This window comes from Luteolibacter sp. AS25, assembly GCF_046736275.1.
Taxonomy (GTDB): Bacteria; Verrucomicrobiota; Verrucomicrobiia; order Verrucomicrobiales; family Akkermansiaceae; genus Luteolibacter.
On the sequence record NZ_CP151837.1, the window covers coordinates 1,211,192 to 1,237,577 of the forward strand.

The 26,386-nt window shown below is 52.8% G+C and carries 22 protein-coding genes; 13 read left to right on the plus strand and 9 right to left on the minus strand.

All coding sequences use genetic code 11. The annotated features are described in order from the left end of the window. Positions 1–165: 165 nt before the first annotated feature. The 6 genes from AAGA79_RS05665 to AAGA79_RS05690 form a co-directional block, all read right to left on the minus strand. On the minus strand, positions 166–846 hold the full coding sequence (locus AAGA79_RS05665; protein ID WP_411827803.1) for a YoaK family protein: 681 nt from the start codon (positions 844–846) through the stop codon (positions 166–168). 129 nt (positions 847–975) lie between these two features. Further along, positions 976–2,376 carry an MBL fold metallo-hydrolase RNA specificity domain-containing protein gene (locus AAGA79_RS05670; protein ID WP_411827804.1) on the minus strand — a complete coding sequence of 467 codons (1,401 nt, stop codon included), beginning with the start codon at positions 2,374–2,376 and terminating at the stop codon, positions 976–978. 80 nt (positions 2,377–2,456) lie between these two features. Then, positions 2,457–3,542: a GNAT family N-acetyltransferase gene (locus tag AAGA79_RS05675; RefSeq protein WP_411827805.1), complete on the minus strand. Its 1,086-nt coding sequence runs from the start codon at positions 3,540–3,542 to the stop codon at positions 2,457–2,459. A gap of 119 nt (positions 3,543–3,661) precedes the next feature. Then, entirely contained in the window at positions 3,662–4,093 is a 432-nt protein-coding gene (locus AAGA79_RS05680) for a hypothetical protein (RefSeq protein WP_411827806.1), read from the minus strand. Then, complete coding sequence (locus AAGA79_RS05685) at positions 4,090–4,446, minus strand: hypothetical protein (RefSeq protein ID WP_411827807.1); 357 nt, start codon at positions 4,444–4,446, stop codon at positions 4,090–4,092. Before AAGA79_RS05685 ends, AAGA79_RS05680 begins: the two co-directional genes overlap by 4 nt. A gap of 67 nt (positions 4,447–4,513) precedes the next feature. Further along, complete coding sequence (locus tag AAGA79_RS05690; protein WP_411827808.1) at positions 4,514–4,684, minus strand: DUF1328 domain-containing protein; 171 nt, start codon at positions 4,682–4,684, stop codon at positions 4,514–4,516. Positions 4,685–4,940: 256 nt separating this feature from the next. Here AAGA79_RS05690 and AAGA79_RS05695 point away from each other — a divergent pair, with 256 nt between their 5' ends. Continuing rightward, positions 4,941–6,416, plus strand: coding sequence for an NAD(P)H-hydrate dehydratase (locus AAGA79_RS05695; RefSeq protein ID WP_411827809.1), 1,476 nt, complete (start codon positions 4,941–4,943; stop codon positions 6,414–6,416). Positions 6,417–6,512: 96 nt separating this feature from the next. On the opposite strand, the gene AAGA79_RS05700 is transcribed toward AAGA79_RS05695, so the two are convergent. After that, on the minus strand, positions 6,513–7,262 hold the full coding sequence (locus AAGA79_RS05700) for a hypothetical protein (RefSeq protein ID WP_411827810.1): 750 nt from the start codon (positions 7,260–7,262) through the stop codon (positions 6,513–6,515). A gap of 186 nt (positions 7,263–7,448) precedes the next feature. Beyond that, positions 7,449–8,495, minus strand: coding sequence for an agmatine/peptidylarginine deiminase (locus tag AAGA79_RS05705; protein ID WP_411827811.1), 1,047 nt, complete (start codon positions 8,493–8,495; stop codon positions 7,449–7,451). Between the two features lie 173 nt (positions 8,496–8,668). Here AAGA79_RS05705 and AAGA79_RS05710 point away from each other — a divergent pair, with 173 nt between their 5' ends. From AAGA79_RS05710 to cutA, 7 genes are all read left to right on the plus strand, one after another. Then, positions 8,669–9,355, plus strand: coding sequence for an ATP-dependent zinc protease (locus AAGA79_RS05710; protein ID WP_411827812.1), 687 nt, complete (start codon positions 8,669–8,671; stop codon positions 9,353–9,355). A gap of 22 nt (positions 9,356–9,377) precedes the next feature. Next, positions 9,378–10,910: a UUP1 family membrane protein gene (locus AAGA79_RS05715; protein WP_411827813.1), complete on the plus strand. Its 1,533-nt coding sequence runs from the start codon at positions 9,378–9,380 to the stop codon at positions 10,908–10,910. Next, positions 10,903–11,934: an alpha-L-glutamate ligase-like protein gene (locus AAGA79_RS05720; protein WP_411827814.1), complete on the plus strand. Its 1,032-nt coding sequence runs from the start codon at positions 10,903–10,905 to the stop codon at positions 11,932–11,934. Before AAGA79_RS05715 ends, AAGA79_RS05720 begins: the two co-directional genes overlap by 8 nt. Positions 11,935–12,065: 131 nt before the next feature. Further along, on the plus strand, positions 12,066–13,067 hold the full coding sequence (locus tag AAGA79_RS05725) for a beta-ketoacyl-ACP synthase III (RefSeq protein WP_411827815.1): 1,002 nt from the start codon (positions 12,066–12,068) through the stop codon (positions 13,065–13,067). A gap of 453 nt (positions 13,068–13,520) precedes the next feature. Continuing rightward, positions 13,521–14,357 (plus strand): aminotransferase class IV, encoded by an 837-nt coding sequence (locus tag AAGA79_RS05730; protein ID WP_411827816.1) that lies wholly within the window; start codon positions 13,521–13,523, stop codon positions 14,355–14,357. Between the two features lie 80 nt (positions 14,358–14,437). Next, positions 14,438–15,481 (plus strand): sugar phosphate isomerase/epimerase family protein, encoded by a 1,044-nt coding sequence (locus AAGA79_RS05735; RefSeq protein WP_411827817.1) that lies wholly within the window; start codon positions 14,438–14,440, stop codon positions 15,479–15,481. Next, on the plus strand, positions 15,478–15,819 hold the full coding sequence (gene cutA / locus AAGA79_RS05740) for a divalent-cation tolerance protein CutA (RefSeq protein WP_411827818.1): 342 nt from the start codon (positions 15,478–15,480) through the stop codon (positions 15,817–15,819). Before AAGA79_RS05735 ends, cutA begins: the two co-directional genes overlap by 4 nt. Here cutA and AAGA79_RS05745 read toward each other — a convergent pair whose 3' ends face one another. Then, positions 15,820–16,425: a L,D-transpeptidase gene (locus AAGA79_RS05745; protein WP_411827819.1), complete on the minus strand. Its 606-nt coding sequence runs from the start codon at positions 16,423–16,425 to the stop codon at positions 15,820–15,822. Positions 16,426–17,445: 1,020 nt separating this feature from the next. On the opposite strand from AAGA79_RS05745, the gene AAGA79_RS05750 reads away from it, so the two are divergent. From AAGA79_RS05750 to AAGA79_RS05770, 5 genes are all read left to right on the plus strand, one after another. Beyond that, positions 17,446–19,845, plus strand: a complete 2,400-nt coding sequence (locus tag AAGA79_RS05750) for an Amuc_1098 family type IV pilus outer membrane protein (RefSeq protein WP_411827820.1) — start codon at positions 17,446–17,448, stop codon at positions 19,843–19,845. Between the two features lie 18 nt (positions 19,846–19,863). Further along, complete coding sequence (locus AAGA79_RS05755) at positions 19,864–21,411, plus strand: hypothetical protein (protein WP_411827821.1); 1,548 nt, start codon at positions 19,864–19,866, stop codon at positions 21,409–21,411. Positions 21,412–21,502: 91 nt separating this feature from the next. Further along, on the plus strand, positions 21,503–21,688 hold the full coding sequence (locus AAGA79_RS05760; RefSeq protein ID WP_411827822.1) for a hypothetical protein: 186 nt from the start codon (positions 21,503–21,505) through the stop codon (positions 21,686–21,688). A 126-nt stretch (positions 21,689–21,814) separates the two neighbouring features. Further along, positions 21,815–23,650: an SLC13 family permease gene (locus AAGA79_RS05765; protein WP_411827823.1), complete on the plus strand. Its 1,836-nt coding sequence runs from the start codon at positions 21,815–21,817 to the stop codon at positions 23,648–23,650. Between the two features lie 51 nt (positions 23,651–23,701). Then, positions 23,702–26,383, plus strand: a complete 2,682-nt coding sequence (locus AAGA79_RS05770) for a VWA domain-containing protein (RefSeq protein ID WP_411827824.1) — start codon at positions 23,702–23,704, stop codon at positions 26,381–26,383. The last annotated feature ends 3 nt before the right edge of the window (positions 26,384–26,386 follow it).

Below are 26,386 nucleotides of genomic sequence, written 5' to 3' on the forward strand. Positions count from 1 at the left end.
CGATGGAGCCGGATCTGCCGGAGCCGGGATGCCCGCCCTTTTCGCAAGTTATGTTCCAGCGGCCCGAATACCCGTAGACCTTGGAACAGCGGATTCAGGGCCCTGAAGGTCCGCCGCATTCTGCAATAACCTCGGCACAAATTGCATTGCCGGATATTACCTGGTCTATGAACTCTGCCGGTTTCTCCGGGTGTAGAGATACGCGCTCCAGAGTGCTCCGGAGATGAAGTAGGCAATGCCGGCGGTGAGGATCCAGTTTTCGCTGTATCTGAGGATGAGAATACTGCTGGTGATGGCACCTAGCAAAAATGAGAAAGTGATGAATACGGGGACTAGTAATTTCCAGGCTTCAATGGAGTGCCCGCGGAGTTTCATGCCGAGGTGGATTCCGAAATCCGTAAACAGACCGGTGAGGTGGGTGGTCCTGAGAACAATGCCCCGGTAGCGGCTGGCGAGGGCATTCTGTGAACCGCATACCGCACTGGCGACGGTTATGGAGAGGAGGGGATAGGGACGAAAAGTGAAGTGCGCTGCGACTAGAAAGATGCCGAGGGCGGCGAGGATGCGCCCGTAGGGCATCCTGATCTCAAGTGTCGGGTGATGGAGCAGAAATCCTGAGATGGTGGCCCCGAATATAAAGCCCAGGGTGGCTACCGTTACTTTGAGAATCTGGTAGCGATCATCGCGCCCGAAGGCTGAAATTCCGGCTCCGATTTTGGCAATATCACCGGTGAGATGGCTGACGGATGTGCCGGTGTTCAGGATAAAGCCGGTGTTCAGAAAAGAGGCGCCGAAGGCTAGGAAGCATCCACCGAGAACCAGTTGTGTGGGTGAATATTGCCGCATGGGATGGTCTTACCGCAGGCGGGGCTTCAGGTGAAGCGGTAAGGCTTCCCGGGAATCGAGGTGGGCGTGATACCCATAGCTATTTCCCCCCCCTCCAGACCTGGAGAGGAGGTGAGGGATCGTCCTTTTTTAGAATTTCGCTTCGTTGCCCAGTTTTCCGATGCTGATCTTGCGGTTGGGTTTCTGAAGGGCGGCCTGAAGATCCAGAGAGTGTTTTTGTTCACCGTGGATCAGCCATGTCTGGGTTTTGGGGCCGGTGATGGCGTTGTAGTAATCGACGAGTTCCGAGTGATCCGCATGGCCGGAGAAGGAATCGATCTTTGCAATGCGGGCTTTGACCTCGAACGGGTCTCCGTGGATGTTGACCGGGCTCTGGCCCTCGCGGATTTTCCTGCCGAGCGTGCCTTCCGCGCAGTAACCGACGAAGAGGATGGTGTTATCAGGATTTCCGATATTGTTACGCAGGTGGTGGAGGATGCGACCGGCTTCGCACATGCCGGATGCGGAGATGATAATGGCAGAGCCTTCGATATCGTTGAGGGCCTTGGAGCCTTTGACGGAGCGGACGAGGGTGAGGTCCTCGAAGCCGAAGGGGTTCTGGCGGTGGAAGAGAGCCTCGTAGACTTCCTCGTTAAAGGAATCCGGGTGGAGTCGGTAGATTTCCGTGGCGCTGACCGCGAGCGGGCTATCGACGTAGACCGGGATGCGCGGGAGTTTCTCGGAAACGAAAAGCTCGTTCAGCACATGGAGGAGCTGCTGGGTGCGCTCCACTGCGAAGGCGGGGATGATGACTTTTCCGCCGCGTTTGATGGCGCTCAGGATAATTTCCGAAAACGCCTCATCAATGCCGGGAGGTGCGAGGTGCTCGCGGCCGCCGTAGGTGCTTTCCATGAGGAGAAAGTCCACGTCCGCGACGGGCACTGGATCGCGAAGGACTTCATTGCCGCCACGGCCAACATCGCCGGAGAAGAGGAAGCGTTTCGCCTTTCCGCCATCGTCCTGATCCTTCACGTCGAGAATGATCTGGGCGGAGCCGAGGATATGGCCGGCATCGACGAAAGTGAGCTCGACGCCATCCGCGATGTGGATGGGGCGGTCATAGGAAAGGGTCACGAACTGGCGGAGGCATTTTTCCGCATCCTGTTCATTGTAGAGTGGCTCGACTTCCTCAAGGCCTTTGCGTTTGCGGTGTTTGTTTACCCAGTTGATATCGTTTTCCTGGATGCGTGCGGAATCGCGGAGCATGACCTGGCAGAGATCGCGGGTGGCGTGGGTGCTGTAGATGGTGCCGGTGAAGCCCTTGCGGGAAAGGTTCGGAAGGTTTCCGCTGTGATCGATATGGGCGTGGGAGAGGATCACGAGGTCCACTGACTCCGGATCGAAGTAGGGAAAGCAGCAATTGACCTCATAGGCATCTTTCCGGCGGCCCTGGTATAGTCCGCAATCCAGGAGGATGCGCTTTCCGTTGATTTCGAGAAGGTGTTGGGAGCCGGTGGTGGTGCCTGCAGCGCCACAGAATTTGAGTTTCATAACTTACTATACTCGACGAGTGCGCGGATGCGGCAATGAAAATCCATCCTGCGGCCAGCTATGCGGAAGGCCGTGGAGAATCAGGAACCAAGGAGGTTTTTCTCGAAAACGAGGGAGTCGCGGCCGGAGGCTTCGAACAGGGCGAGGCGCTTCGGCGGGAGGGAGGATTTCTCCGTGCGAGCGTAGCCGGCGCGGCCGAAAAATTCTGCCGCGCGGGTGGTGAGGGCGACGACGCGCGGGATGGATTTGTGGATGGCCATTTCCTCCGCATGGGCGACGAGCTCGTAGCCGTAGCCTCGGCCCTCGTGTGCCTGCTTCACGTAAAGGCAGGCGACTTCCGCGCAATTCGTCTTCGGATACTCGTGGAGAGCGACACAGCCGACGACGTTATCATCGATGGTCATGACGCGGTAATCGGCGAGTTTTTCGTAGATGTCCTCGTAGTTCCGCGGGACGAGTTTTGTGCGGCGGACGACGCGGCCGATCATGCCCAAGAGCTCCGGGATGTCTTCTTCCCGCAGTTCACGGATGACGCGGTAGCTATCGGCGTGGACCATGGTGCCCACACCTTCGTTGGAGAAAAGTTCATCGACGAGGACGCCCTGCTGACGACCGTTGAGCACGTGGACACGGGGGATCCCCATATCGCACGCAGCAGCTGCGGAAAGGAGCAGATCGCGGCCGTCCACATTGCTGGTTTCAAGGACGGACTGGACATCCGCGGCGCGGATTGCGTGGGCTGGCTGGCCATCCACGAGGATGCTTTCCTCGAGGAGGGCAATCAGCTTGGAGACGCCAATGCGTTTGGAGAAATCGATAACCACAGGATCGAGCGGCCCGATACCGGATGCGTCGATGATGGCTGATTGGCCGCGCTTGAGGATCTCCAGGACCTCCTGGGCGGCTAGTTCATCGGAAATGGGGCGGGTGACGCGGGCTGCCATGATTTCGCACTCGAGTGTCCAATCGTAGAGTTCTTTTAGATCACCTCCAAGGACGCCGAGGACGAGCTTCACACCGAGGTCTTCGAGAACAGCAATATCGAGCAATGTTTCCGCGACGGCAGGTTCCGGCAGCAGTCCAGCTTCGATGAGGACACAGAAAATTTTTCCCCGGAATTGGGGGATATATTGAAGGACGGCTCTCAAGTCACTGTTTTCGACCACGGGGTGAGGCTAGGGTTTTGGTTTTCAAATTCAAAGAGCAATTCGCGATGGTGATAAAAGCAAAAGCGGACCGCCCGTGAAGAGTGGTCCGCTTTGATTAACTAGTAGTCGATGGCTTCTTATTGGGCCAGTTCGAGAACGGAAACACGTTCGACATCATTCCTTTCGGAAACCGTGATGACCATGGTGCCGTTGGGACCGTCCGCGCTGACTTCCGTGTGGGTGTCATCGTGGGTGGTCACGCGCCAGTTCGTGAAATCCTCCAGCTTGCCTCCGCTGTCACGGAAAGATGAAGAGAACTGGGCGATGAAGTTTTTACGGAAGGCAGCTTTGTCCTCTTCTTTCTGCATGGCGGAGTAGGTGGAACCTACCGGAGTGCCTAGAGAGTTCAGGGTTTCCCAATCGATGTTGTCAGCAGCGGATGAGTCACCCCTTGCAAGAGCTTCAAAAGTGGATTTCGCAAAGGATGCGTCAGCTTCAGCATCGGCTTCCTTACAGCTTGTGAAAGCTACGGCGAAAGCGGATGCGATAATTAGATAGAGGTATTTCATGAGATATAAGATGGTAGCTCCGACGAAGGTGTGAGGCCCGGCTCAGCGGATTCCTCGTCTTCTTCGGTCGTCTTCTTGCACCAGGTGCACTCTGATTTGCAGAGGTAGTAGATGCCGAAGCCCACTGCTCCGAGGAGAAGAAGTCCACCAGCTAGTCCGGCGGAGGATTGCTTAGGATTTTCCTTGAGATACTGGATGCCAGAGGCCGCGAGGGCACCACCTGCATGGAGCTTGTGGCGTCCATAATCTGCCAAGTGGTGTGCTCCCTCGGGGAGTGTGTGTCTTCCAGTATGTGAGAAGAGTGTGGAAACGTCTTCTCTCAGTTTTGATATATCGTCACTGATTTTACTCATGAGATGCTTAGATTTAAAGTCTGTGGAAATTGATTTTGGCATATTTGGTTTTGGTTGTTCAGGCAAGTTAAGGACGGCCGCCACGGACAGCCCTAGCAATTGCCGATACTACAAGGAGCACGAGGAATACCACGAATAAAATTTGTGCGATTCCGGAAGCGGCTCCGGCGAGTCCGCCGAATCCGAGAACACCTGCGATGAGTGCGAGAATAAGAAATGTGAGTGCCCAGCTTAACATAATATTTGGTCTTTCGTTTTGATTTTTAGGATCTGTGCCGATTGCACAGACGATTTGATAATAACTATTGCAGGCATAGTGCCAGAGGGCGGCGATTTCACTCAAGTGTTATGGATGTTGAGCTGGGAGCGAAGTGGTCGGCGGAAGGAGCGGTTAGCCGGATTGCATTTAGCGGACGAAGGGTTGTCTTGTGTGCAAAATGCACGGACGTGGGCGGGTTGTATTATCGCCGGTATGGATCTAGTATTTCGGCTATATGAAAGCGGTATCCGTAGAAGAGATGAGGGGGCTGGAGAGAGTGGCAATGGAATCCGGGATTTCCGAAAGGGAGCTGATGCGTAAAGCGGGGCGGGCCCTGGGGATGGCAATTGGCCGGCAATATCCTGATCAAATCGCGGCGGTTGCCTATCTGGGGAAGGGGCATAACGCGGGGGACGCCCTGATCGCGCTGGGAGTGCTGCGGGATGAGTTCGGCTTCGAGGTGGGGGTCAGGGCAGGGTATCCGGTGGCGGAGATGGCGGATCTGACGAGGGAGCAGTGGATGGAGCTGGGGCTGGATTGCATGCTGGAAGAGGGTTTCGAAAAGGATTTCCCGGCGGTGCCACTGATGCTGGATGGTTTGCTGGGGATCGGTGCGAAGGGGGCATTGCGCGAACCTTTGGCAGGGCTGGCTAGGGAAATGAGGCGGCTGCGGGATGAAGCGGGGGCCGTGGTGTTGGCAGTGGACCTACCTTCCGGGGTCGATCCCGATAGCGGCGAAATCCACGAGGGAGCGGTGGTGGCGGATCGGACCTATATGATTGGCTCGGCCAAGGCAGGGCTATTGAAAGCCGGGGCCGCGAATGGGGTCGGCTCTCTGGCTGTGGTGGCGGTGGAGGGCCTGGCAGGTGCTGGGAGCGGAATGGAGATGGTGGCGCCGCAATGTTGTGGCTATGGAAAGACGCGGAGGGATTATGATTTCCACAAAGGGAAAGCAGGTAGGGTGGGGATCGTAGCTGGATCCCGCGAATTTTCCGGTGCCGCTGTGATGAGTGCGCTGGGAGCAGTGCGCGCCGGGGGCGGGCTGGTGACTGTGTATGCGAGAACGGAGAGCTGCGATGCGATCCGCGGTAGGCTGCCGCTGGAGGTGATGCTGAAGGCGTGCGATAATCCCGCGGTGGTGCTGGACGAGCGTCTGGACGCAGTGGTAGTGGGGCCGGGGCTGGGGAAAATGGATGATCTCTTCGAGACGGGGCTTATGCGGCTTATTTCTGAAACCGAGGTCCCGATGGTGATCGATGCGGATGGTCTGAATCTCGTTTCTCGGAAGGGAATGGAGCTATCCGGAAGACACGTGGTAACGCCGCATCCGGGCGAGTTTGCGAGGTTGGTGCCGGAACTGGATGGTGTGGAACGGGAGGAAGCTGCAGTGAAATTTGTTTCAAAAACAGAGGCTGTGCTGCTCCTCAAAGGGGCGCGGACAGTGATCGCGAAGGCGCGGGTAGAGCTGCGAATAAATGCTACAGGAACGCCTGCGATGTCCAATGGTGGTCAAGGCGATCTACTCTCCGGGGTGATCGGGGCGCTACTGGGTGGAGGGATGGATCGTCTGGATGCCGCATCCCTGGGAGCGTGGCTATGTGGCTGCGCGGCGGAGCTTTCTGAGTCCGAGAAGGGTGAGCCTACTACCGCTACGGACGTAGCAGGATATCTGGGCCTGGCCTTGAGGGCCTGGAGACGAGGGGAAAGGTGAATTTCCAGTGATCAGAAATCCTATTTCCAGCAGGGAAGAATCGAGCCAATAATATTTCCCTACCCATCAAGGTAAGGGGGATAGGGATTGGTAGTTCTACTCGGCTACGGCGAATTTAAATTCCGGGATGCTGCGTAGATTGTACTCGAAGCCAGTCTTCTCGAGAGCTTTTTCTTCGTCGCGCGAGAGCTTTCCAGCGATGAAGGGGTGGAGGATTGGATCGTCGTTTTTATCGTTGCGGTAACTTTGACCTTTCACCTGCACTTTCAGGACTCCGCCGATCTTTCCGCCCGGAATTTCAGCGAGAGCGATTTGGACGACGTCGCCTTTCCGGAGCTGGAGGTAGTCTCCATAGGCATCGCCGCTGCCGGTCATGCCTCCTGTCTCCTTGACCTTGTTGGCGCGAAATTTTCCGAATTCGGCGGATTTGTATTTGGTCTTTCCTTCGCGCCACGCGGTGTAGAAGACGACCTTGCCGTTGACTAGGACGAGCATGGCGTCATCAAACCAACCACCGAAGCGGATTTCCTTATCCGGGGCTTCTTCGATGGTGCCTTTGTAAACGATGAGGATGCCGGTTGGATCGATTTCCGGAGTGCCGAAAGCCGCGGGAGCAACTGCTGCAGCGCTGTATTTTAGAGAGAGATTCTTAAGATCGCAGTAGGTGTCACCGATGCGAAATTCATCGAGGTCCTTTTGGCGAAATCCTTTTCTGGCGAGGTCTCCGATGAGTTCGTAACATTCATCCGGATTAACTTTTCCGTTTTTAGCGATGTCCGTGAACTCAAATTCTGCAGTGGTCTTGAGGTCGTAGAGGTAACCGCGAAGACCGGTGACATCGGTCATATTACCAAAAGGTGATTGTGGGGTCTCGTCTTCCTTCGCGTGAGAACTGAGAACTAAGGCGGGAAAGAATAATATGCTGAAAAGTTGGGCTCTCATGCTGGAGGGTTACGATAATCGGGCGATGGGGACAATCAGTTAAACTGAGGATTAGGAAACCATCGATGAGATCGTAGTTCCAGTTGGCAATCAAGCGGGTTGCTGCTGGGAGATGCAATGAAGGGTGCCGCCCTCCTGGACCAGATCGAGGCAATCGATCGGGACAATTTCACGATCCGGGAAGAGTTCCTGGATGAGTCCCAGAGCGCGGTCGTCGTTTTTATGCTGCCGGAAGGTCGGGACCAGAACCGCGTGGTTGAGGATGAGGAAATTGACGTAAGAGGCTGGAAGGACGGGCAGACGCCAGCCGGGGATTTCACAAGCCTGCGGGAGGTGGATGGGGACGATTTCGTAGGTGCCGCCATGCGGTTGAGTGAAATTTTTCAAGCGGGACATGTTTCCGGCGAGGGCGGGGTAGTTAGCCGATGAGGTGTCCGCCTCATCGCAGGCGAGGATGATTCCCTCCGAGGTGAAGCGGGCAAGGTCATCGATATGGCCGTCTGTATCATCGCCCTCGATACCTTTCTCCAGCCAGAGGATTTCAGTAACGCCTAGGGTGTCTTTGAGCCTCTGCTCAACATCCGCGCGGGAGAGGTGGGGGTTGCGGTTCGGGTTCAGGAGGACGGCTTCGGTGGTAAGTAGCTGACCACGGCCGTTTATTTCGATCGCGCCGCCTTCGAGGATCATATCTCCGGTGAAGATCGGGAGATCGAGGGAGTCGGCGATTTGGGTGGGGATGGAGTTATCCAGATCCCAGGGCGCAAATTTACCGCCCCATGCGTTAAATTCCCAGTTGGTTATAGCTGTTTTTCCGGTCTCCTGGTTTTTCACGAAGATCGGCCCGTGATCGCGGCACCAGACGTCGTTGTTCGGGTGGTCGAAGAGCTGGAAATTGGCGGGATTGGTTTTCGAGATATTGCAGGCGGCAGCGATTTCCTCGTGCGCGGAGCCAGGGGCATTGATGCGGACTGGCTGGTAACGGGAGATGGCTGCGGCAATTTCAGCGAACTTGGTCCAGATGATTTGTTTCTTTTCTCCGCCCCAGTGGCGTGGGTCGTCCACCGGCCATGAGAGCCAGGTAGCGGCTTGCGGGGTCCACTCTGCAGGCATGGCGTATCCTTGTTGGGCTGGTGTCATGGTGGGGAATCTCGATTTTAGGATTTCAAAACTCAAGGATGAATACGTGACGGTGTGAATCTTTGGGCATCTCCACGCGGGAGGGAGGGCAGTGGGGGGTGTTGTGTTAGGTTAGGGGCTATAATTTCCATTGCTATTTGATATGTTGGCGGGTGATAGTCGCGGCCCACACTATGGATTTCAGACAGTTTCTAAAGACCCAGCTTCTATTGATGTTGCTGATCGCATCAGGTTCAGTGCTACCCATTTCCGCAGAGGAGGAGGCAGCCGACGCCCCGCCTGCGAAGGAGGAGGCTGCGGATGAATCGGCCAAGGATGAGCCAGAGAAAAAGGCCGAGGCCGAGAAGAAACAAGAGATTGATCCTGATGACGAAGTGGCGTTGGAGGCAGCGGAGGCCGCCGCAGTGGCGCGCCCAGTTTCGCCCGATCCGATTCAGGTGTATGGCTGGAGAGAAAAGATTTTCATCGAAGGAAAAAAAGATTCCCTGAATGCGAAGCTGGATACAGGTGCCTACACTAGCTCGATCCATGCGGAGGAGCAGGAGCTTTTTGAGCGGGATGGCAAGAAGTGGGTACGTTTTATCACAACCGATCCCCGTGACGAGAAGTCACCGCGAGTGAAAATGGAAGCGCCTCTGGTAAGGATCGCAAGAATCAAGGAGCCGGGTGGAAAATCCGAATCCCGCGAGGTGGTGAGGCTTACGTTTATAATCGGCGAGCGGAAGCTGCGCGGAGAATTCACCCTGAATAATCGTTCAAATATGCTTGCTCCTGTGTTGATCGGGAGAACCACCATCCGTGAGCTGGGCTGGATTGATCCATCCCGGACAAATCTCGCGGATGACAAGGTAATGCGCTAGATTTTGAATTTTTAATTCCCCTATGAGTGCGCAAGCAAAACTTTTGTCGGCGGTAGTTGCGCTGATCGTGATTGGCGGTGGTTTGGCTGCGTATAAAACGCAGAAGCTGGGAGTTCCCTTTTGGGAAGACCAGGGTGCGGATGAGTGGCTGGTGGAGGCGAAGGTCTCGTTTCTGGCGACCGGTCGTCCGGTGAAGGCTTCACTTTCATTGCCCGAGGAGGCTGTGGTTGGAAAGGGGATCCAGGAATCTGGATCGCTTGGCTATCATTTCGATATCGAGGATAACCGGGGTGAGTACACCGCGATCTGGTCGGCGAACGAGCGGGATGACGGGCAAGCCTTATATTACCGTGTGAGATTCAAGGAAGGGCTCGCAAGTGGTGGCGAGGCCACTCCTGCGAATGGCGAACCTGATGTGCCGGATGTGCCGATTCTACCAGGCTCTCTGGCCAGGGCTGCGGAGAGTATCGTGAAGCGTGCGCAGGCCGTTGCGGCGGACAACGACACGTTTTTCGTGGCACTATTCAATCAGGTCTCCACCGAAAAATCTTCCCAGGAATACCTTCTGATCAAGCGGCACTACGAGCGCGAGCGCTTGGTAAATCCGGACATTGCCATGGCAATAGAGCTTCTGGGGATGGCGAAGATTCCGGCTAGGATCGCCTACGGAATCAGTCTGAACGAAGAAAACAGCGCACAGGCCCCAATACCGTTATTGGAATATTATGATGGCGCGGCGTGGAAGGTGAGGGACCCCAGCCAGCCTTCAAAGGTGCTGGATGGACGGGATATTTTCGTATGGCACCGTGGTGGTGGACCACTTCTGGAGGTCAATGGTGGTGAGAACTCAAGGGTGACATTCACGGTGGTAAAGGACCGCATTCCGCTGTCCCGCCTTACCGATCTTCAGGAAAGTCCGCTTCTGATTTCCACGATTCTGGCGCTACCTGCATCCGAGCGAGCAGTTTTCCGTTACATTGTGCTGATCCCTCTGGGAGCATTTGTGGTGGTTTTGATGAGGAATATCATCGGTGTGCCGACGCTGGGTACGTTCATGCCGGTATTGCTTGCCCTGGCCTTATTGGAGATCAAGCCGTTGCAAGGGATCATGATGTTTTCAATTCTCGTGGGTGTGGGCCTCTGGTTCCGTTTCCTGCTTTCCCGGATGAATCTTCTGGTGGTCCCAAGGGTTGCCGCATGCGTGGTGATCGTGACTTTGCTGATGATGCTGATGGGCGTGATCAGTTATCAGATGGGAATGAGTGTAGGGATCAAGATTACCTTGTTCCCGATGATCATCATTGCATGGACACTCGAGCGGATGTCCCTGATCTGGGAAGAGGAAGGGAAGCGCAGCGCGATCGTGCAGGTCTCCGGGTCTGTTTTCGTGGCGGTATGCGCCTATTATTTCATGAAGGTTTCGCAGATCCAGTATTGGGCGTTTTATTTCCCGGAGTTGCTGCTGGTGTTGCTGGCAAGCATCCTTCTTGTAGGACGTTACACCGGATACCGCCTGTCGGAATTGATTCGTTTTAAGACGTTCACCAATGCCTGAGGAAACGGACATGGAGCTGAAAGATAAAGTTTCCCCATCCAGGGTGGGAGAGAAGCGCTGGTGGCACCGATGGTTCCGCACACCAGGCGAGCTGCGTGAATTGGGTGTGGTGGGCATCAATATGCGCAATGCGCGATTCCTGCTGCCGAACAATCCGCGCAGGCTTTACGATCTGGTGGACAACAAGCTGCGCACGAAAGCGCTGGCTGAGGAAAAAGGCATGACCGTTGCCGAAACCTATGGTGTGGCAAGGACGCCGCACGACGTAAAGGTGCTGCACAAACTATTGGAAGGGCGTGATGCATTCGTCATCAAGCCGGCGCGTGGTTCGGGAGGGAAGGGGATCATGGTAATCGATAAGCGTAAGGGGAAAGATTTCCTGAAGCCGAGCGGTGCCGTGGTGACCGAGGGGGAGCTGAAGAATCATGTCTCGAATATCCTTGCCGGGCTTTTCAGTCTGGGGGGGAAGAGGGACGAGGCTCTCATCGAATACAGGGTGAATGCGCTGGAATTGCTGACTTCGCTGAGCTTCCAGGGAGCACCCGATGTGCGTGTGGTGATGCTGCACGGTTATCCGATCATGGCGATGCTACGGGCTTCCACGAAGGAATCCGATGGGCGCTCAAATCTGCACCAGGGAGCTCTGGGGATAGGGATCGACATTGCGACGGGTGTAAGCGTGCACGCGATCCACCATGGCAGAACGGTGACCAAGCATCCCGATCTGGGAATAGATCTGGTAGGTATCCAGATCCCCGAGTGGGATAGGATTCTGGAAATGGCAGTAATGTGCCAGGAGATGACGGGTCTGGGTTACCTGGGAGTGGATATCATGATCGATGAAAAATTCGGTCCTTTGATGATCGAGGTAAATGCCAGACCGGGTCTGGCAATTCAGATGGCCAATGGAATCGGCCTAATGAAGCGTCTGGAGCCTGTGGTGGCCGAGCATAAGAGGAGGCCGAGTGCCGAACTGGTTGATAAGATCGCTTATTCCAAGAAGTATTTCAGGGCGCTGGACTAAAGTGTCCGTAGTTGTCGGCGGAATTTTCCGGAGGAACTTCGGCCCGCCAGAGTGAAGTATTTCAGCTATCTTGAATAGATGTGTAAATTCGCGCTTGTTTGCAGTGGCCAAGGATTTCAGGGTGTTCGCACATGAGTGGGTTGGCTACAAATTATCAGGTGTGCATTGCGGGAACGGGAAGTTACGTCCCGGAAAAGGTGATGACAAACGAGGATCTCGCCGAGCTTGTCCAGACGAGCGATGAATGGATTTTTTCCCGAACAGGGATTCGGGAGCGCAGGATAGCCGCAGAAGGAGAGTATACTTCCCATATGGCTAGCAATGCTGCGCGGAAAGCTCTCGAACAGGCAGGACTGGCGGCGGAAGACGTGCAATTGATTATCGTAGCGACGATAACCCCGGATACACTTACACCTGCTACCGCGTGTTACGTGCAGCAGCAGCTTGGAGCAAGTTCGGCTGTGGCTTTTGATATTTCAGCGGCGTGTTCAGGTTTCCTCTACGCGATGAAAATCTGTAAGCGGATGATTTCCGACGGGGCTTTTGAAAATGCTTTGATCATCGGCGCAGAGAAGCTTTCGGCGTTCGTAAACTGGGAAGACAGAACTACTTGTGTTCTCTTTGGCGATGGTGCGGGTGCGGCAGTATTACGTCGTGCAGAGAAGGGTGAGGGAGCTATTGTTGCCACAGAGATGGGCACCGATGGTAATCTTACGCATCTTCTGAATATCCCGGGTGGGGGATCCGCTTTGCCGATTACTCAATCAAACGTTGGCGATCATTTGGCTACCCTTGCGATGCAGGGCAAGGAAGTCTTCAAGCACGCGGTAACGCGGATGAAGCAGGCAGCTGAGAAAGTTATCGAAAGAGCGGAACTGAAATCCGAGGATATTGCCTGTGTGATACCGCATCAGGCGAACCTCCGCATTATTGATGCTATCGCGGACAGACTTTCAGTTCCGGAAGGCAGGGTCTTCGTGAATCTGGACAAGTATGGAAATACTTCCGCGGCTGCTGTGGCGATCGCTCTTGATGAGGCCCACCGAAGTGGTGCTTTCAAGCGTGGAGACCATATTGTATTGGTGGTCTTTGGCGCAGGTCTGACATGGGCGGCCGCGTGTGTGAGGTGGTAATAGCTACCCAGGAAAAATGAAATGATCCGCTCAGACTGTGATGGTCTGGGCGATTTTTGCTTACAGATTCTTCTTTTTTCCAAATTCGATGCCGGAAGATTGTATATTTCCCAAGTCTACGATAATGCCCGGGGAATGTGACCGTTATTTTTTTGTGAGCTGTATCCCTTTAATTAAAAGGGATTTTTAAATATTGGTGATTTAATTAGAGGAATTCCATTGACGAAAATTAAAAAATGGAGTATTTCTTCTGCGTCGCAAGACAAGGCGGCCCGACTGAACGTCCCTTTGGGTTTTTGGGTTTTTCCCGGGGATAATCGGTCGGGCCGCTTCTTTTTTTTCTTCGGCCGTTTGGCCAAGCCTGAAAGTTCTCCCGCAGTCGGGAATCGGCAAAACGCCAAAGTAACTTTCCTACGTTCTTGATTCCTTCATCGTCTAGCTTCTAATCGGCGTATGGGTATTGTCTGGCACGATGGTGTTTTCCTCGATGAAGAGGATTTTAGAGTTTCACCGAAAGATCGGGGGCTTTGCCATGGCTTGAGTCTATTCGAGACGATACTGGCTGTGAACGGGAGACCGCGGTTGCTCGGAGAGCATCTGAAGAGATTGAATTATGGACTCGATCGACTGGGGGTGAGAAGTGTGGAGGTTTCTGTCGGAGGGTTGGACGTGGCCATGACCTCGCTTCTCAAGCACAATGAGCTGAGCTCAGGATTGGCTAGAATACGCTTCACGGTGAGTCTGGGCGATGGTGCCTTGAACGAGATTGATAGTGGTGCTGCGTGGGCTTGGATGACTGCGAGCCGTGTGGGCAGCATGGGCGGGGCGGTTAAGATGACAGTGGCGCCATGGAAGCGGGATACACAGAGTGTTTTGCGCGGGCTCAAAATTGGGAGTTATGCGGAGCATCTGATTGCGACGGATCTGGCCCGACGCGAGGGTTTTGATGAAATCCTATTTTACAATTCATCTGGTGAACTTTGTGAGGCGGCGATGGCGAACATTTTTTTGATCAAGGGGAAGCAGATACTGACGCCGAGTCTGGATAGCGGGTGCCTGCCCGGGGTGACGCGGGCGGAGGTAATCAGAATTTCCAAGGTCCTGGGAATTACCTGCGTCGAGAAGCCTTTGTCTCCAAAGGATGTGGCGAAGGTGGATGGTATGTTCCTGACGTCTTCAATCAAAGGGCCAGTGTGGGTGGCTGCTTTTGATGGAAAATTTTTCGAACAGCACGATTTCTTCCAGCGGATCAGGGAGGAGTGGCAGGACGTGATGACAGGTGATATTTAAGTGAAATTCCCTGATTATCTTCTTTGCTGCTGTGGTGTGTTCTCTCTAATTTCGGCCTGAAAACCTCATAAAAAACACCTATGTCACGACCTGTTACACTTTTCACCGGCCAATGGGCTGATCTTCCGCTCGAAAAACTAGCCCCACTTGCAGCTGACATGGGGTATGACGGTCTGGAGTTGGCCTGCTGGGGGGATCACTTCGATGTGGATCAAGCGGTAGATAAGAAAAAGTATGTGAAGGAGAAATGGGAGCTGCTTTCCGATCATGGGCTGAGCTGTTATGCGATCTCCAATCATTTGGTAGGGCAGGCGATTTGCGATAACATCGATGAGCGCCACAAGGCGATTCTTTCATCGGATGTGTGGGGGGATGGCGATCCGGAGGGGGTGCGCAAGCGTGCCGCAAAACAAATGATCAAGACGGGAAAGGCTGCCCGTAAATTTTTCAACGCAAGACCGGGAAGGGACGGTAAAGATGAATTCCCAGCAGTGGTTAATGGTTTTACCGGTTCATCCACCTGGCATGCTTTGTATGCATTTCCGCCCACCAGTCAGGAATTCTACGAGAAGGGTTTCGAGGATTTCGCGAAGCGGTTCATTCCAATTCTCGATGCCTTCGACAAGGTCGATGTAAACTTTGCGCTCGAAGTGCATCCAACGGAGATTGCTTTTGATATAGCTACTTCCCAGCGGGCGCTAAAAGCCGTGAAAAACCACAGGCGATTCGGGTTTAATTATGATCCATCCCATCTTGGCTATCAGGGTGTGGACTACGTGAAATTTATTAGGGAGCTAGCTTCGCGTATTTACCACGTGCACATGAAGGATGCGTGGTGGGGCCATGGAGATGGCACTGTGGGCGTTTTCGGTGGTAGCACGGATTTCGGAGATCATCGCCGTTTCTGGGATTTCCGCTCTCTCGGGCATGGTGACATCGAGTTCGAGGATATCATGGTTGCGCTAAACGACATCAAATACCAAGGGCCTCTTTCCGTGGAATGGGAGGATGTGAGAATGGACCGCGTGCATGGCGGTATGGAGGCCGCTGCTTTCGTAAGGGATGTTGATTTTCCCAGCTCGAATTTGGCTTTCGATGCCGCTTTCGATAAATCCAACCAATGATGGGCCCGGGACAACTGAGTGAACCGATGTTGGTGGTGTTTTGCACATTTCCTGATTTGGAAAAAGCCCGTGAAGTTGGGGGAGCACTGGTCGCAAAAAAATTGGCAGCTTGTGTGAGCCTGCTCCCGGGTGTGGAATCGATCTACGCTTGGGATGGCGGAATCCAGAACGACTCCGAGGTGCTCGCAATTTTCAAATTGGCGGGCGAAGTCTTCGAGGCATTCGAGCAGGCACTAAAAAAGCTCCACCCTTACGATGTGCCTGAAATCGTAGCGATGGAGCCAAGTCAAATCTCCGTAGAATACCTGAAATGGGTCGGAGAATCCTGTGGAAGGTGATTATTCCACGATAACGGGAGTGCCTACTTCCACGTTTGCGAAGAATTTTTCAGACATGTGATGCGGCATGCGGATGCAGCCGTGTGATGCTGCGTAGCCGGGAAGATAACCGGTATGCATACCGATGCCTGCGTTGAAGCGCATGAAATTCGGCATTGGAGCGTTGTAGAAGATCTGTCCTGGAAGGACCTTGTCCACGCGGTTGTCGGCGCTGTCATTCACCATTTGGCCGGTAGCGATGTCCTTGATGACTCCGTATGCGGATGATTTGTGATTCTTGCTCTTCTGGGTAATCTTGTAGGTGCCTGCAGGAGTGCCGTTGTCTTCGTTTCCGGATGAAATTTTTGATACGCCGACGAGTTTTCCGCCTTTGTAAAAGTAAGCTTTCTGTTGGGAACGGTTGATTGTGATCGAAGGTGAGCCGCTCACTCCATCGCCTTCCCAATATGAAACATCATCGTGAATTGCCGGAGTAGGGTGATTGGTGGCGCCGGATGTTTGTTGTTTCACCGGTCCATTGATACCGGCGAGGTAGTCCGAGCCTGATGATCCGCTGAAGCAGGAAGAAAGCAAACCGGAGACGATAAGCAAAGGTAGATATTTCATATACGTTTAAAGAGTATGGTGGATTCCCGCAAATGAGCAAGAATGTAGTTTTGTTTCATTGTGAGGTAGATCAGGCGAAATTATTCCGGAAAACTGAAATTTTTTTCTAAATATTCGATTTTATTTGGAAGGTGTCTCTCAAGGCGGAGAGTTCGCTCACTTGTTGCCAATCATACTCGTTTAATCGTCGTATATCTGTTTTTTTGCCGGTGTGAACGAGTGTCCATATTTACCAACTGCGCGAGGAGTCATTGGTCCGGGCCTGATGAGGAAGCATGGCAGTAGCCGAGACGCGGAATTTTACCTGGATGCTCTTCGGTATGCCCAATGGCAATGGGTGTCCGGCAAACCAGCGCAAGCAATATTACAAATCAATAAGGCATTCTCTGCGGATCTGGGTGGTAAGGAAAGCGTCCTCAAGAGTTGGCCACTGCCTTACGACGCTTTAATCTGGATTCTGGAGAGATCAGCCGATGGTTCGGCCGGGTTCGTCGGGAACCCAGTCAGGCACTTCCAGCATTTGGCGACGCGGATGAGTGGGCCTCGCAAAGAAATTCGAGTGAGACGCGCCTGGGCATGCTTTTGGATCGCGCGGCGTGTCCTTGGTGGAGGAGATTTTCCGCTGGATGGAAGGCAGCTTGTCAGGGAGGGGATCTTCTTTCTGCCTGATCCGGGAAGAGTTTGAGTTGATCTTTGGAGGGGTGCGGATGCGAGTGAGTGAATTGGTGAAAGATGTGTTTGACTGAGTAGTGATATAATGAACACTATTTTGCGATGAGGCCGTATAAATTCAATCGACTACTGTGGAAAGTAAGATGGATGCATTGGAAAGCTGTCTACAGGAGATGGGCTAGGAAATCTCGAGAGAGCTGCAAGAATCGAGAACCAGAGCAGATGGAATTTTTCTGGTAGGTAATGGTGGGGGTGACTGATCGGCGTTTTGTCTAAAAAGATGAGTTTTTCCTGATTTTACGCTTACTCTTTTGATTTTGGACGTCTATAGGTTTTCAAAACCTGCATATGCCATTTCGATTTTTCAACAATCCGAGAGGGAAGATTTTCCTATTTGCGACGACATCTTTATTCATTGGAACCGCGCTGGGGCAAGATTCCCTGGCTGAAAGGGAGCTGCAAAGGCGACAAGCGGCAGTTCAGGAAGGTCAGATTCTTCTGCAGAAAGGTGACGAGGCTTATGAGGCGATGAAGTATGAGGAGGCTGTGGCCGCTTATGCAGGTGCCAAAGCTGCTTTTCCGGATGCTCCTGGCACAAAAGAGCTGAAAGATGCTGCGTCCCAGCGGTATGCCCAAGCTTCAGTTGAACTTGGGCGTGAGTTATCGCGGAAAGGTGATGTCGCGGGCGCAAAGAGTGTTGTAGAGGAAGTATTGGACGCGAATGATGACTCGTCGACGGATGTCGAAACAGAAATGTTTCGCAACCAATTGGATGACCCGATTCGCACCAATCCGGCGCTGAGCAGTGACCACGCTGCCGATGTGGATGAGGTCAGACGCGGCCTATATATGGCCCAAGGATCTTTCGATCTGGGGAAATATGATGAAGCGAAGTCTAACTACGAGAAGGTTTTACGACTGGATCCCTACAATTCGGCTGCACGACGTGGAATGGAAAAAGTAGCGGCTCAAAAATCAAATTACTTCGGTTCTGCATATGACTCAACGCGTGCGGAATTTCTCGCTGAGGTGGACGGGTCCTGGGAGTTGCCTTTAGCCGCGGATCTTGTAATTCCCGACTTGCCTGATGTGGGGGAAATTACAAACGGTGGAGATTTTATCCCTGTTTCGAACAAGCTGAGCCGGATCATCGTTCCGGAATTCCGATTGGAGGAAGCGACGATCATGGAGGCTATTGATCTAGTCCGTCTGCGCGCGGAAGAGAATGATACAATGGCGGTAGATCCTCGCCAGAAGGGGATCAACGTTACGGTGAACGTCGGGGATGCGACGGCGTCACCGGGTAAGGAGATTCTCTCAAAGACCTTCGATCTTAGCTTGAACAATGTTCCGCTTGAACAGATTTTGAAGTATTTGGCGGAAATCACCGGGACAAATATCAAAAAGGATGAATTTGCGGTTACGTTTGTCCCGTCCGGATTTGGAGCAGATGAAATGACTGCACGGACATATAAGGTACCCCCTGATTTTCTTAGTAACTTGGGTTCAGGTGGTTCCAATAAGCAAGAATCCGAGGATATTTTCAATACCGACGTGGGTGTGAACGGTGTGCTGGCGGAGCGAATGGGAGCTCAAGAAGCTCTTGAACAACAGGGTGTTTCTTTTCCTGATGGAGCATCTGCCTCGTTGAATAGTGCCACGAATACTTTACGAGTTGTCAACTCGGTGCCAAATCAGGACGTGATCGAGCAGATCGTAAGTTCAATCTCGTTGACTGAGCCTGTATCTGTTGCGGTGCGGGTCACAATGCTCAAAACCCAGAGAACCAATCTGGAAGAATTGGGTTTTGATTGGATGCTTAACAATTTCGAAGCGGGAGGAAATAGTACTTTCGGCGGAGCACGGGAGTTGAATATTACCGGCGGCACTACAGGAAATGGTGGTGCTATCACAGATTTTCCCGTGATTCCGGGCTCTCAGACCGATTTAAATCCTATCACATCAGGTAACAGAAGTGGTGACTCAGCTATTGCGGGGAATTCAATCGATGATTTGATTTCATCGGCCAATACAGGAAGTGTTCAAGAGACAAACCGAGCACCAGGAGTGATTGGTCTTAACGGGGTAGTCGGGAATGCAACGATCCAAGCCTTGATGCGGGGACTTGATCAGAAAAAGGGGTCGGATTTGATGGCCCAACCGGCCGTGACCACAAGAAGCGGGCAGGCTGCTTCAATAGAGATTGTCGAAGAATTCATTTACCCGACAGAATATGAACCGCCTGAGATTCCTACGACCTCGGGTTCAGGAACATCTGCAGTGACACCTGCGACTCCTACTGCTTTTGAAACTCGTAACGTTGGAATAACTTTGGAGGTTTTACCAGTAGCGGATGCGAATAAGCAATACGTGGACGTTACACTGAATTCGGATATTACAGATTTCGATGGTTTCGTGAATTTCGGAAGTCCGATCAACACCACGGTTGATACTCTTTTGGGAAGCGAAATGCAGGAACTTACTGAGAATGCGATTCTGATGCCTATTTTCAGCCCTACACGTGTGAACTCAAATCTTGTAGTAGCGGACGGCGCTACAATCGTAATCGGAGGATTGCAAAGGGATGAAATTACTACCGTCAACGACAAGACTCCGATCCTGGGCGATATACCCGTGGTTGGGCGGTTGTTTCAATCCAACGTCAAGAGTCATTCCTCGACGGCGATTATATTCCTCGTGAATGTTCAAATTCTCGATCCAACGGGAAGGCCTTACAAAGATCGATAATTTTCAGAAAATCTAGTTATGGCTGAGCAATTAAACGATCGAGAGCAATACTCTCTCGATGAGATGATGGATAAGTTGAAATCCCAGGATAATCCGGGAGATCAGGGTGAGTTGGTTACCCGGTCGGATGGGAGTAAGGCGTATAAGGTCCGAAAACGAAAGAGAAGGACTGATCAGACGACTTCCAAAAACGATTCAAAGAAACAGAAAGTTCAAATTCTGCAGGTTTCGTTGCTCGTTGGCTCTATAGCAATCATGGGAGTGATAGCCGGCACGGGTATCCTGTATGCAAACAGTGCAGCATTCCGCGGTGGACTCGTTGAGAAAGCAGACTCTGCAAGTGGAGGGAAGACATCGATGAGTCAGTTCCGCATGAATCCGGTAACTGCAAATGCTGTTGCTGTAGAAATTGACTGGCCGAAGGGTAATCCGCTTTCCAATCTGAAATTAAGAACAATCACCGCAAAGATTAGTCCAGGAAGCTTTCTGGGTAAGGTCTTCAAAGGAGAAGAAATCACCGCGGCAACGGGTGAACTTTTGGTGAGTTCTCCTCTCGAAGGAGAAGATATTAGGTTCGGAGAAAAGGGTGATGCGAAGAAGCTTTTTCAATTTCACCGGTATTCGGTTCCTAGTCTGAAAGTATTTTTTGGTGATGAAGCGTCTAATGAAAACGTTCTGACAGATACCGAGGCTTCGTTTTATCCGGGCGGTGTGAAAGGCATGGGAGAAATCCGTTTGCAGAAAGGAATACTGAAGATTGAAGGTTGGCCTGATCTTCAATTAGACCGCTCCTTCATCAATGTTAGCGGGAGTGACCTGGATATCAAAAGTCTGCGCTTTGGAATTCCTGTTGCTGACAACAAGCGTGTGGTCGACAGAGGTTTTATCGAGTTTTCCGGTGTGATCCAGCCAGCAACTGCGGGTGTCACTCACGTTTTGTCCGTCAATGCCGAAGAATTCGAGATGTCCGAACTGGTTGGGTCGGATTTGGGTCCATTTTTCTCAGGGAAGGTTAACACCAAAGGTTTGCCGGACATGAATTATCTATCGGTTTCTCCGGGATCAGGAGAAGCAGCAACCCTACAGGTTGTCGCTACGAACTCATTGGACTCCCAGATTGATTTGGGTGGATTCCCGTTTTTATCGCAGCTTGCCTTCGTTCTAGATGAAGCTTGGTATAAGGAACCGTTTTTCATGGATGACGTGACGGCGGTCCTGAAGCGCGCCGGTGATTCAGTCGAACTTACGAAAATCAATTTCATTCAAAGGGGGAGGATGGCCCTGCGCGGTGATATCAGGAATGGTGCCGCTGGTAAGATCGTCGGAACTTTGCAAGTTGGAATCCCAGAGCCGATGATAGCGACGTCGCCAAATCCTAGGGTGGATATAATGTTCGGAAAGGTTAGCGAGGGATACCGCTGGATAGAGCTGAAGATTGGTGGCACCGGTGCTGTGCCGTCCGATAGCTTTCAGGAACTTTATGATGCCGCTGGGGTGCCTGCTTCAGACGGAGTAGGGAACGAGATTTCCACAGACTCTTTTGAGAGTCTGATCGAAACCGATTGATTTCCCCTCCCAGGGTTCTGATTCAGAAAAACATTTTTTCCGTTTGAAGATCTGATGTTGCCTTTCATGGGGGAGTAGCTAAGAAAAGTGCATGAAGACTTTCGCCCTTTTGTTACCGTTTGCTTGTATCGCTATGACTGCCTGCGAAAGGCATGAATTCGAAGGACCAAACGGTACTAAACAGCTGCATGAACATCATGGCGCACATGACGAGCATGCGGAAAACGGCGACCCCCATGATGAGCATGAGAAAGGCCATGATGAGCACGGGCACTAGGCCCGGAAAGAGAACTTGCTGAAGCCGTCCGCAGTTGGGCTCTTGAGAGTTGTGACAGTTTATGAACTGTTATGATTTTCCAATGGTTCGGCGGCATGTCTGTGGCTCGATGCGAAACCCAACTTGATGACTCTCGAAATTTTTCTTACCCTGCTGGTCGTTGTTCTGACGCTGGTAGCATTTTTACGTGAATGGTCATCGCCTGATGTTCTGGCGCTGAGTATTTTGTGTTTGCTGGTCGCTTTGGGGTTAGTGGGTATGGGGGAGATGAGTGTCGTTTTCAAAAACGAAGCTCCTCTGACGATAGCGGCGCTCTTTGTGATAGGTGGAGCTCTGGAGAAGTCAGGTGCGGTTGATCAGATCGGCCGCTTGCTGCAGTCCAAGGTCAACGGAGGTGTACGCTCGTCCATTCTGGTCTTCACGATTGTATCTGCGTTTTTCAGCGCGTGGATGAACAACACGGCGATTGTAGCGATTCTCCTGCCCGTTGTTCTCGGATTTGCGCGCTCCAAGGATATTCCTGCTTCTAAGTTGCTTATTCCGCTTTCATATTCTTCAATCCTCGGAGGCTGTTGTACTTTGATCGGAACTTCGACCAACCTGTTGGTCAACGGAAGTTTGAAGGATATGGGTCTGGAACCAATGTCCATGTTTGCGATAGCTCCGGTTGGGGTACCATTGGCAATTGCGGGTATTGCCTACATGACGATTTTCGGTCCCAAGATTCTGTCATCGAGATCATCAATTACCGGAACCCTTCAAATTGAATTACGCACGCTTCCGTTGTATCACTTGCTGGTCGGTGAGAGCTCGAGCCTGATCGGGCAAAAAGTCTTCGATACCGAACTGGCTAGCAGGGATGGTGGAATCCATGTTCTGGAGGTCCGGCGCCGTGGTGCGAGGGTGATGCTTCCGCTAAGTGAAGTAACCATCGAGAAAAACGACCGCTTTCTGGTGGCCTTTCACCGGCGGAAACGGAAGGCACTAGGTGCCCAAGAGCTCTTCGGAAAACTTGGAGTTGATGAACTTTCACAGGTAGATGGCATTATTTCCGAGCTTGTGATACCTGCAGGTTCGTCACTTGCCGGAAGATCAATGGCACGTGCTGATTTCCGGCAGCGATACAACTGCGTGGTTCTGGCGGTGCATCGTGATGGCCAGAATATTACGAAGAAGATGTCAGACCTGAGCCTGGAGGCGGGCGATACCCTACTGGTGATCACCGCCACGAATAACCTGCCGTCGCTCAAGGCTACCCGCGACTTTGTTTTGACCGATGAAGCGAAAAGTGACACCGAGATCTCGGAGGATAAGCCGGTGAAAAAATGGCCGATTTTCTTCTCGTGGGCCGTACTGATCACGGTGGTTCTCACTGTTTCCGTTACAGATCTTCTCAGCCGGATGAACGTAGGCGTTCCGGCAATTCCGATCCACTATGCTTCGATGGTTGGTGCTCTTGCTTTGCTCTGGGCAAAGATCCTCACGCCACGCGATGCCTACGCGAGCATCGACTGGCAGGTCCTGCTGATGCTGTATGGCCTTTTGGGGCTAGGGATGGCGATGCAGGGTACGGGAACAGCGCAGTGGTTGGCCGGTCATCTTGTAAACATGGCAAGTGGCTTCGTAAGTAAGGAAATGCTGCCGTTTGTTCTGCTATGGTTGGTGTTTCTGTTCACTTCGTTGCTCACAGAGGTACTCTCCAATAACGCGACTGCAGTTATGCTTGTACCGATCGTGGTGCGCTTGGCTGAGGAGTTGGGAGTCGACTCCCGCCCATTCATCATGGTTGTTACCATTGCTGCTTCGTGCGCGTTCATGCTGCCCATGGGCTATCAGACGCATATGATGGTCTTCGGTCCCGGCGGATATCGATTTTCCGATTACATCAAGGCGGGTATTCCGCTGAATCTGATGGCTTGGGTGATCACCTGCACAATTGTTCCGTTTGTATGGAGCTTCTAATCAATTCGTTGTGGTTGCTCTTTTGTGTGATCGTGTGCGAGATTCAGAGCAGTGAGTTTCGATTATCCGGAGAGTTTTCTGCTGTTGCCCATTGTCCTGATCATTGGATGGTTTTGGCCCCGGCTTGGGCTGTTCCGGCCGCTTCGATTGCTGATTCTGGTCATCATTGCAGGGCTTCTCGCAGTCCCGAAGATCGAGAAGCAGCAGAATGCTTTGGACCTGGTGGTTCTCTTGGATCGGTCTGAATCGACTGAAGATCTTATCGACAAGGGGCTGCCCGAGTGGACCCGGTTACTGGAGAAATCAAAGCCAGGGCGTAAGGATACTTTGCGTTTCGTTAATTTCGCGGCGGAGGTGGCGGATGCGGGGATTGACGGCTCTTCGTTCACCGGTTCCCGAAAGCTGACGAAGATGGGGCTGGCACTTTCCAATCAAATGGCACAAGTGGATGAAACAAAGCCGACCAGGGTGCTTTTATTCACGGATGGCTATTCCACCGAGCCTTTGAACGAGGCCGCCGAGCAGTTGAAGGCACGCGGGGTTCCATTGGATTTTCGTTTGATCAGAGATGAGGTAACCGAAGATGTGAGGCTGGCTCGGCTTTCATTTCCGGAGCGCGTGCAGGTGGGTGAGCCTTACTTGATTTCTATATTGATAAGAGGAAATACGGACGGAGTCGTGCCTCTTTTTCTTAAAAGGAACGGTCAGCTTTTGGTGGAAACGGAGGTGGTCTTGAAGGACGGTGTGGGGAAGGTGGAGTTCACAGACAGGATTCCGAAAGTAGGATCCTACGAGTATGTGGCTGAGATTAAGCCGGACGAGGACGCGCATTTGGGCAATAATCGTGCATCCAGATGGATTGAGATTACCGGTGGACCAAGGTTATTGCTGGTGACCAAATATGTTGATGATCCAGTGGCACAAGCCATGGCGGATATGGACTTCGATGTGCAGGTTGTAAGTAATCTATCCCAGCTTCAGCCCGGATTGCTGGGGGGGACAAAGGCGGTGATTTTCAACAATGTGCCGGCCCACGAGATTCCGGGCGATTTTATGAGGTCGCTGGATTTCTTTGTCAGAGAGCAGGGTGGCGGATTTCTGATGGCGGGAGGAAAACGTTCATTCGGAAGTGGTGGATATTTTCAATCTGAGATTGATGAACTTTTACCTGTGTCGATGGAGTTGAAATCGGAGCATCGGAAGTTGGCGGTGGCTTTGGCGATTGTGATGGATCGCTCGGGATCGATGGGGATGGGTGTGGCCGGTGGGAAAACCAAGATGGATCTCGCTAATTCCGGGGCGATTTCGGCTATAAATCTCCTGGGTATGATGGATCAGGCGACCGTTTTTGCGGTTGATAGCGAGCCGACTAAGGTGGTGCCACTTACTACTGTGGGTGGTGAACAGAAGGGGATCGCGCAGCGTGTTTCCCGGATTAGTTCGGGAGGAGGCGGGATTTATGTCTACACGGGGCTGAAAGCTGCGTGGGAGGAGTTGAGAAAATCGAAGGCGGGAACCCGACATATTATCCTTTTCACCGATACGCAGGATACGGAGGAGCCTGGAGACTATAAGAAATTGTTGAAAGAGATGACCGATGGGGGAGCTACTGTTTCAGTGATCGGCCTGGGGACGGACAAGGATGTGGATGCTGATCTTTGCAAAGACATCGCGAAGCTGGGTAACGGCCGGATTTTCTTTTCCGATCGGCCGATGGATATTCCGAAGATTTTCGCCCAAGAAACTGTGACGATCGCGCGTTCCGCGTTTCTTGAGGATCCTGTGAAGGTTGTAGCTTCCGGGCGATGGGGGGAAATTTCTCCGAAGCCGCTAGAGTGGATGCAGCAGGTGGGAGGTTACAATCTCTCCTACGCCAGGAAGGATGCGACGGTGTCTTTGGCTTCCGCGGATGAATATGTGGCTCCGTTGGTGGCTCATGCGAGGCGCGGGCTGGGACGGACGGCTGCGGTTTCTTTCCCGTTGGGCGGCGAATTTTCGGAAGAGGTGCGCAACTGGGAAGGTTACGGGGATTTCATGCAAACCATCGGGAGGTTTCTGATGGGGCAGGAAATGCCGCCGGGGATCGCGGTGAGGCATAAGGTGGATGGGACGCGGCTGAATCTTGATTTACTATATGATGCCGAGGAGTGGGGGGAACGTTTGGGCAAGACACCGCCTACGGTGAAGTTACAGGAAGAGGCTGGTGGAGATGTTTTCGAGCTAGCCTGGCGTAGAATTGCGCCTGGCCATTTCTCGTTGAGCCGGGACCTGAAGGAGGGAAGCGTGGTGAAGGGGGCTATCCGTGTGGCTGAAAATGCGATAGGTTTCGGCCCCCTTAGTGTTGGCACAAGCGTGGAATGGGCATTCGAGCCCGAGCGCGTGTCCGAATTGCGACAGGTTTCCTTTGAAACGAACGGGCGTGAGCTTCTGAATCTGGAGGAGGCGTGGTTGAGGCCACCTTCTGTTACCGCTAGTTCGTTGAGCATTCCTCTCGGGATTTTCCTACTGTGTTTGATACTGCTTGATGCGCTTATCACCCGGACCGGATGGAAGCTGCCGGTGTTTGTGAAACGCGAAAAGCGGGCAAAAGTAGCGAGGGTCAAGCGGGTGAAGGCTGCAAAGGTAGCTAAACCCAAACCTATACAAAATACCAAGGTGGAGGTGGCTCCTGAAAAATCAGAGCAACCTTCCGAGCGGAGATCCCGATTCCAGCGCGCGAAGGATCGGAAGTAGGCA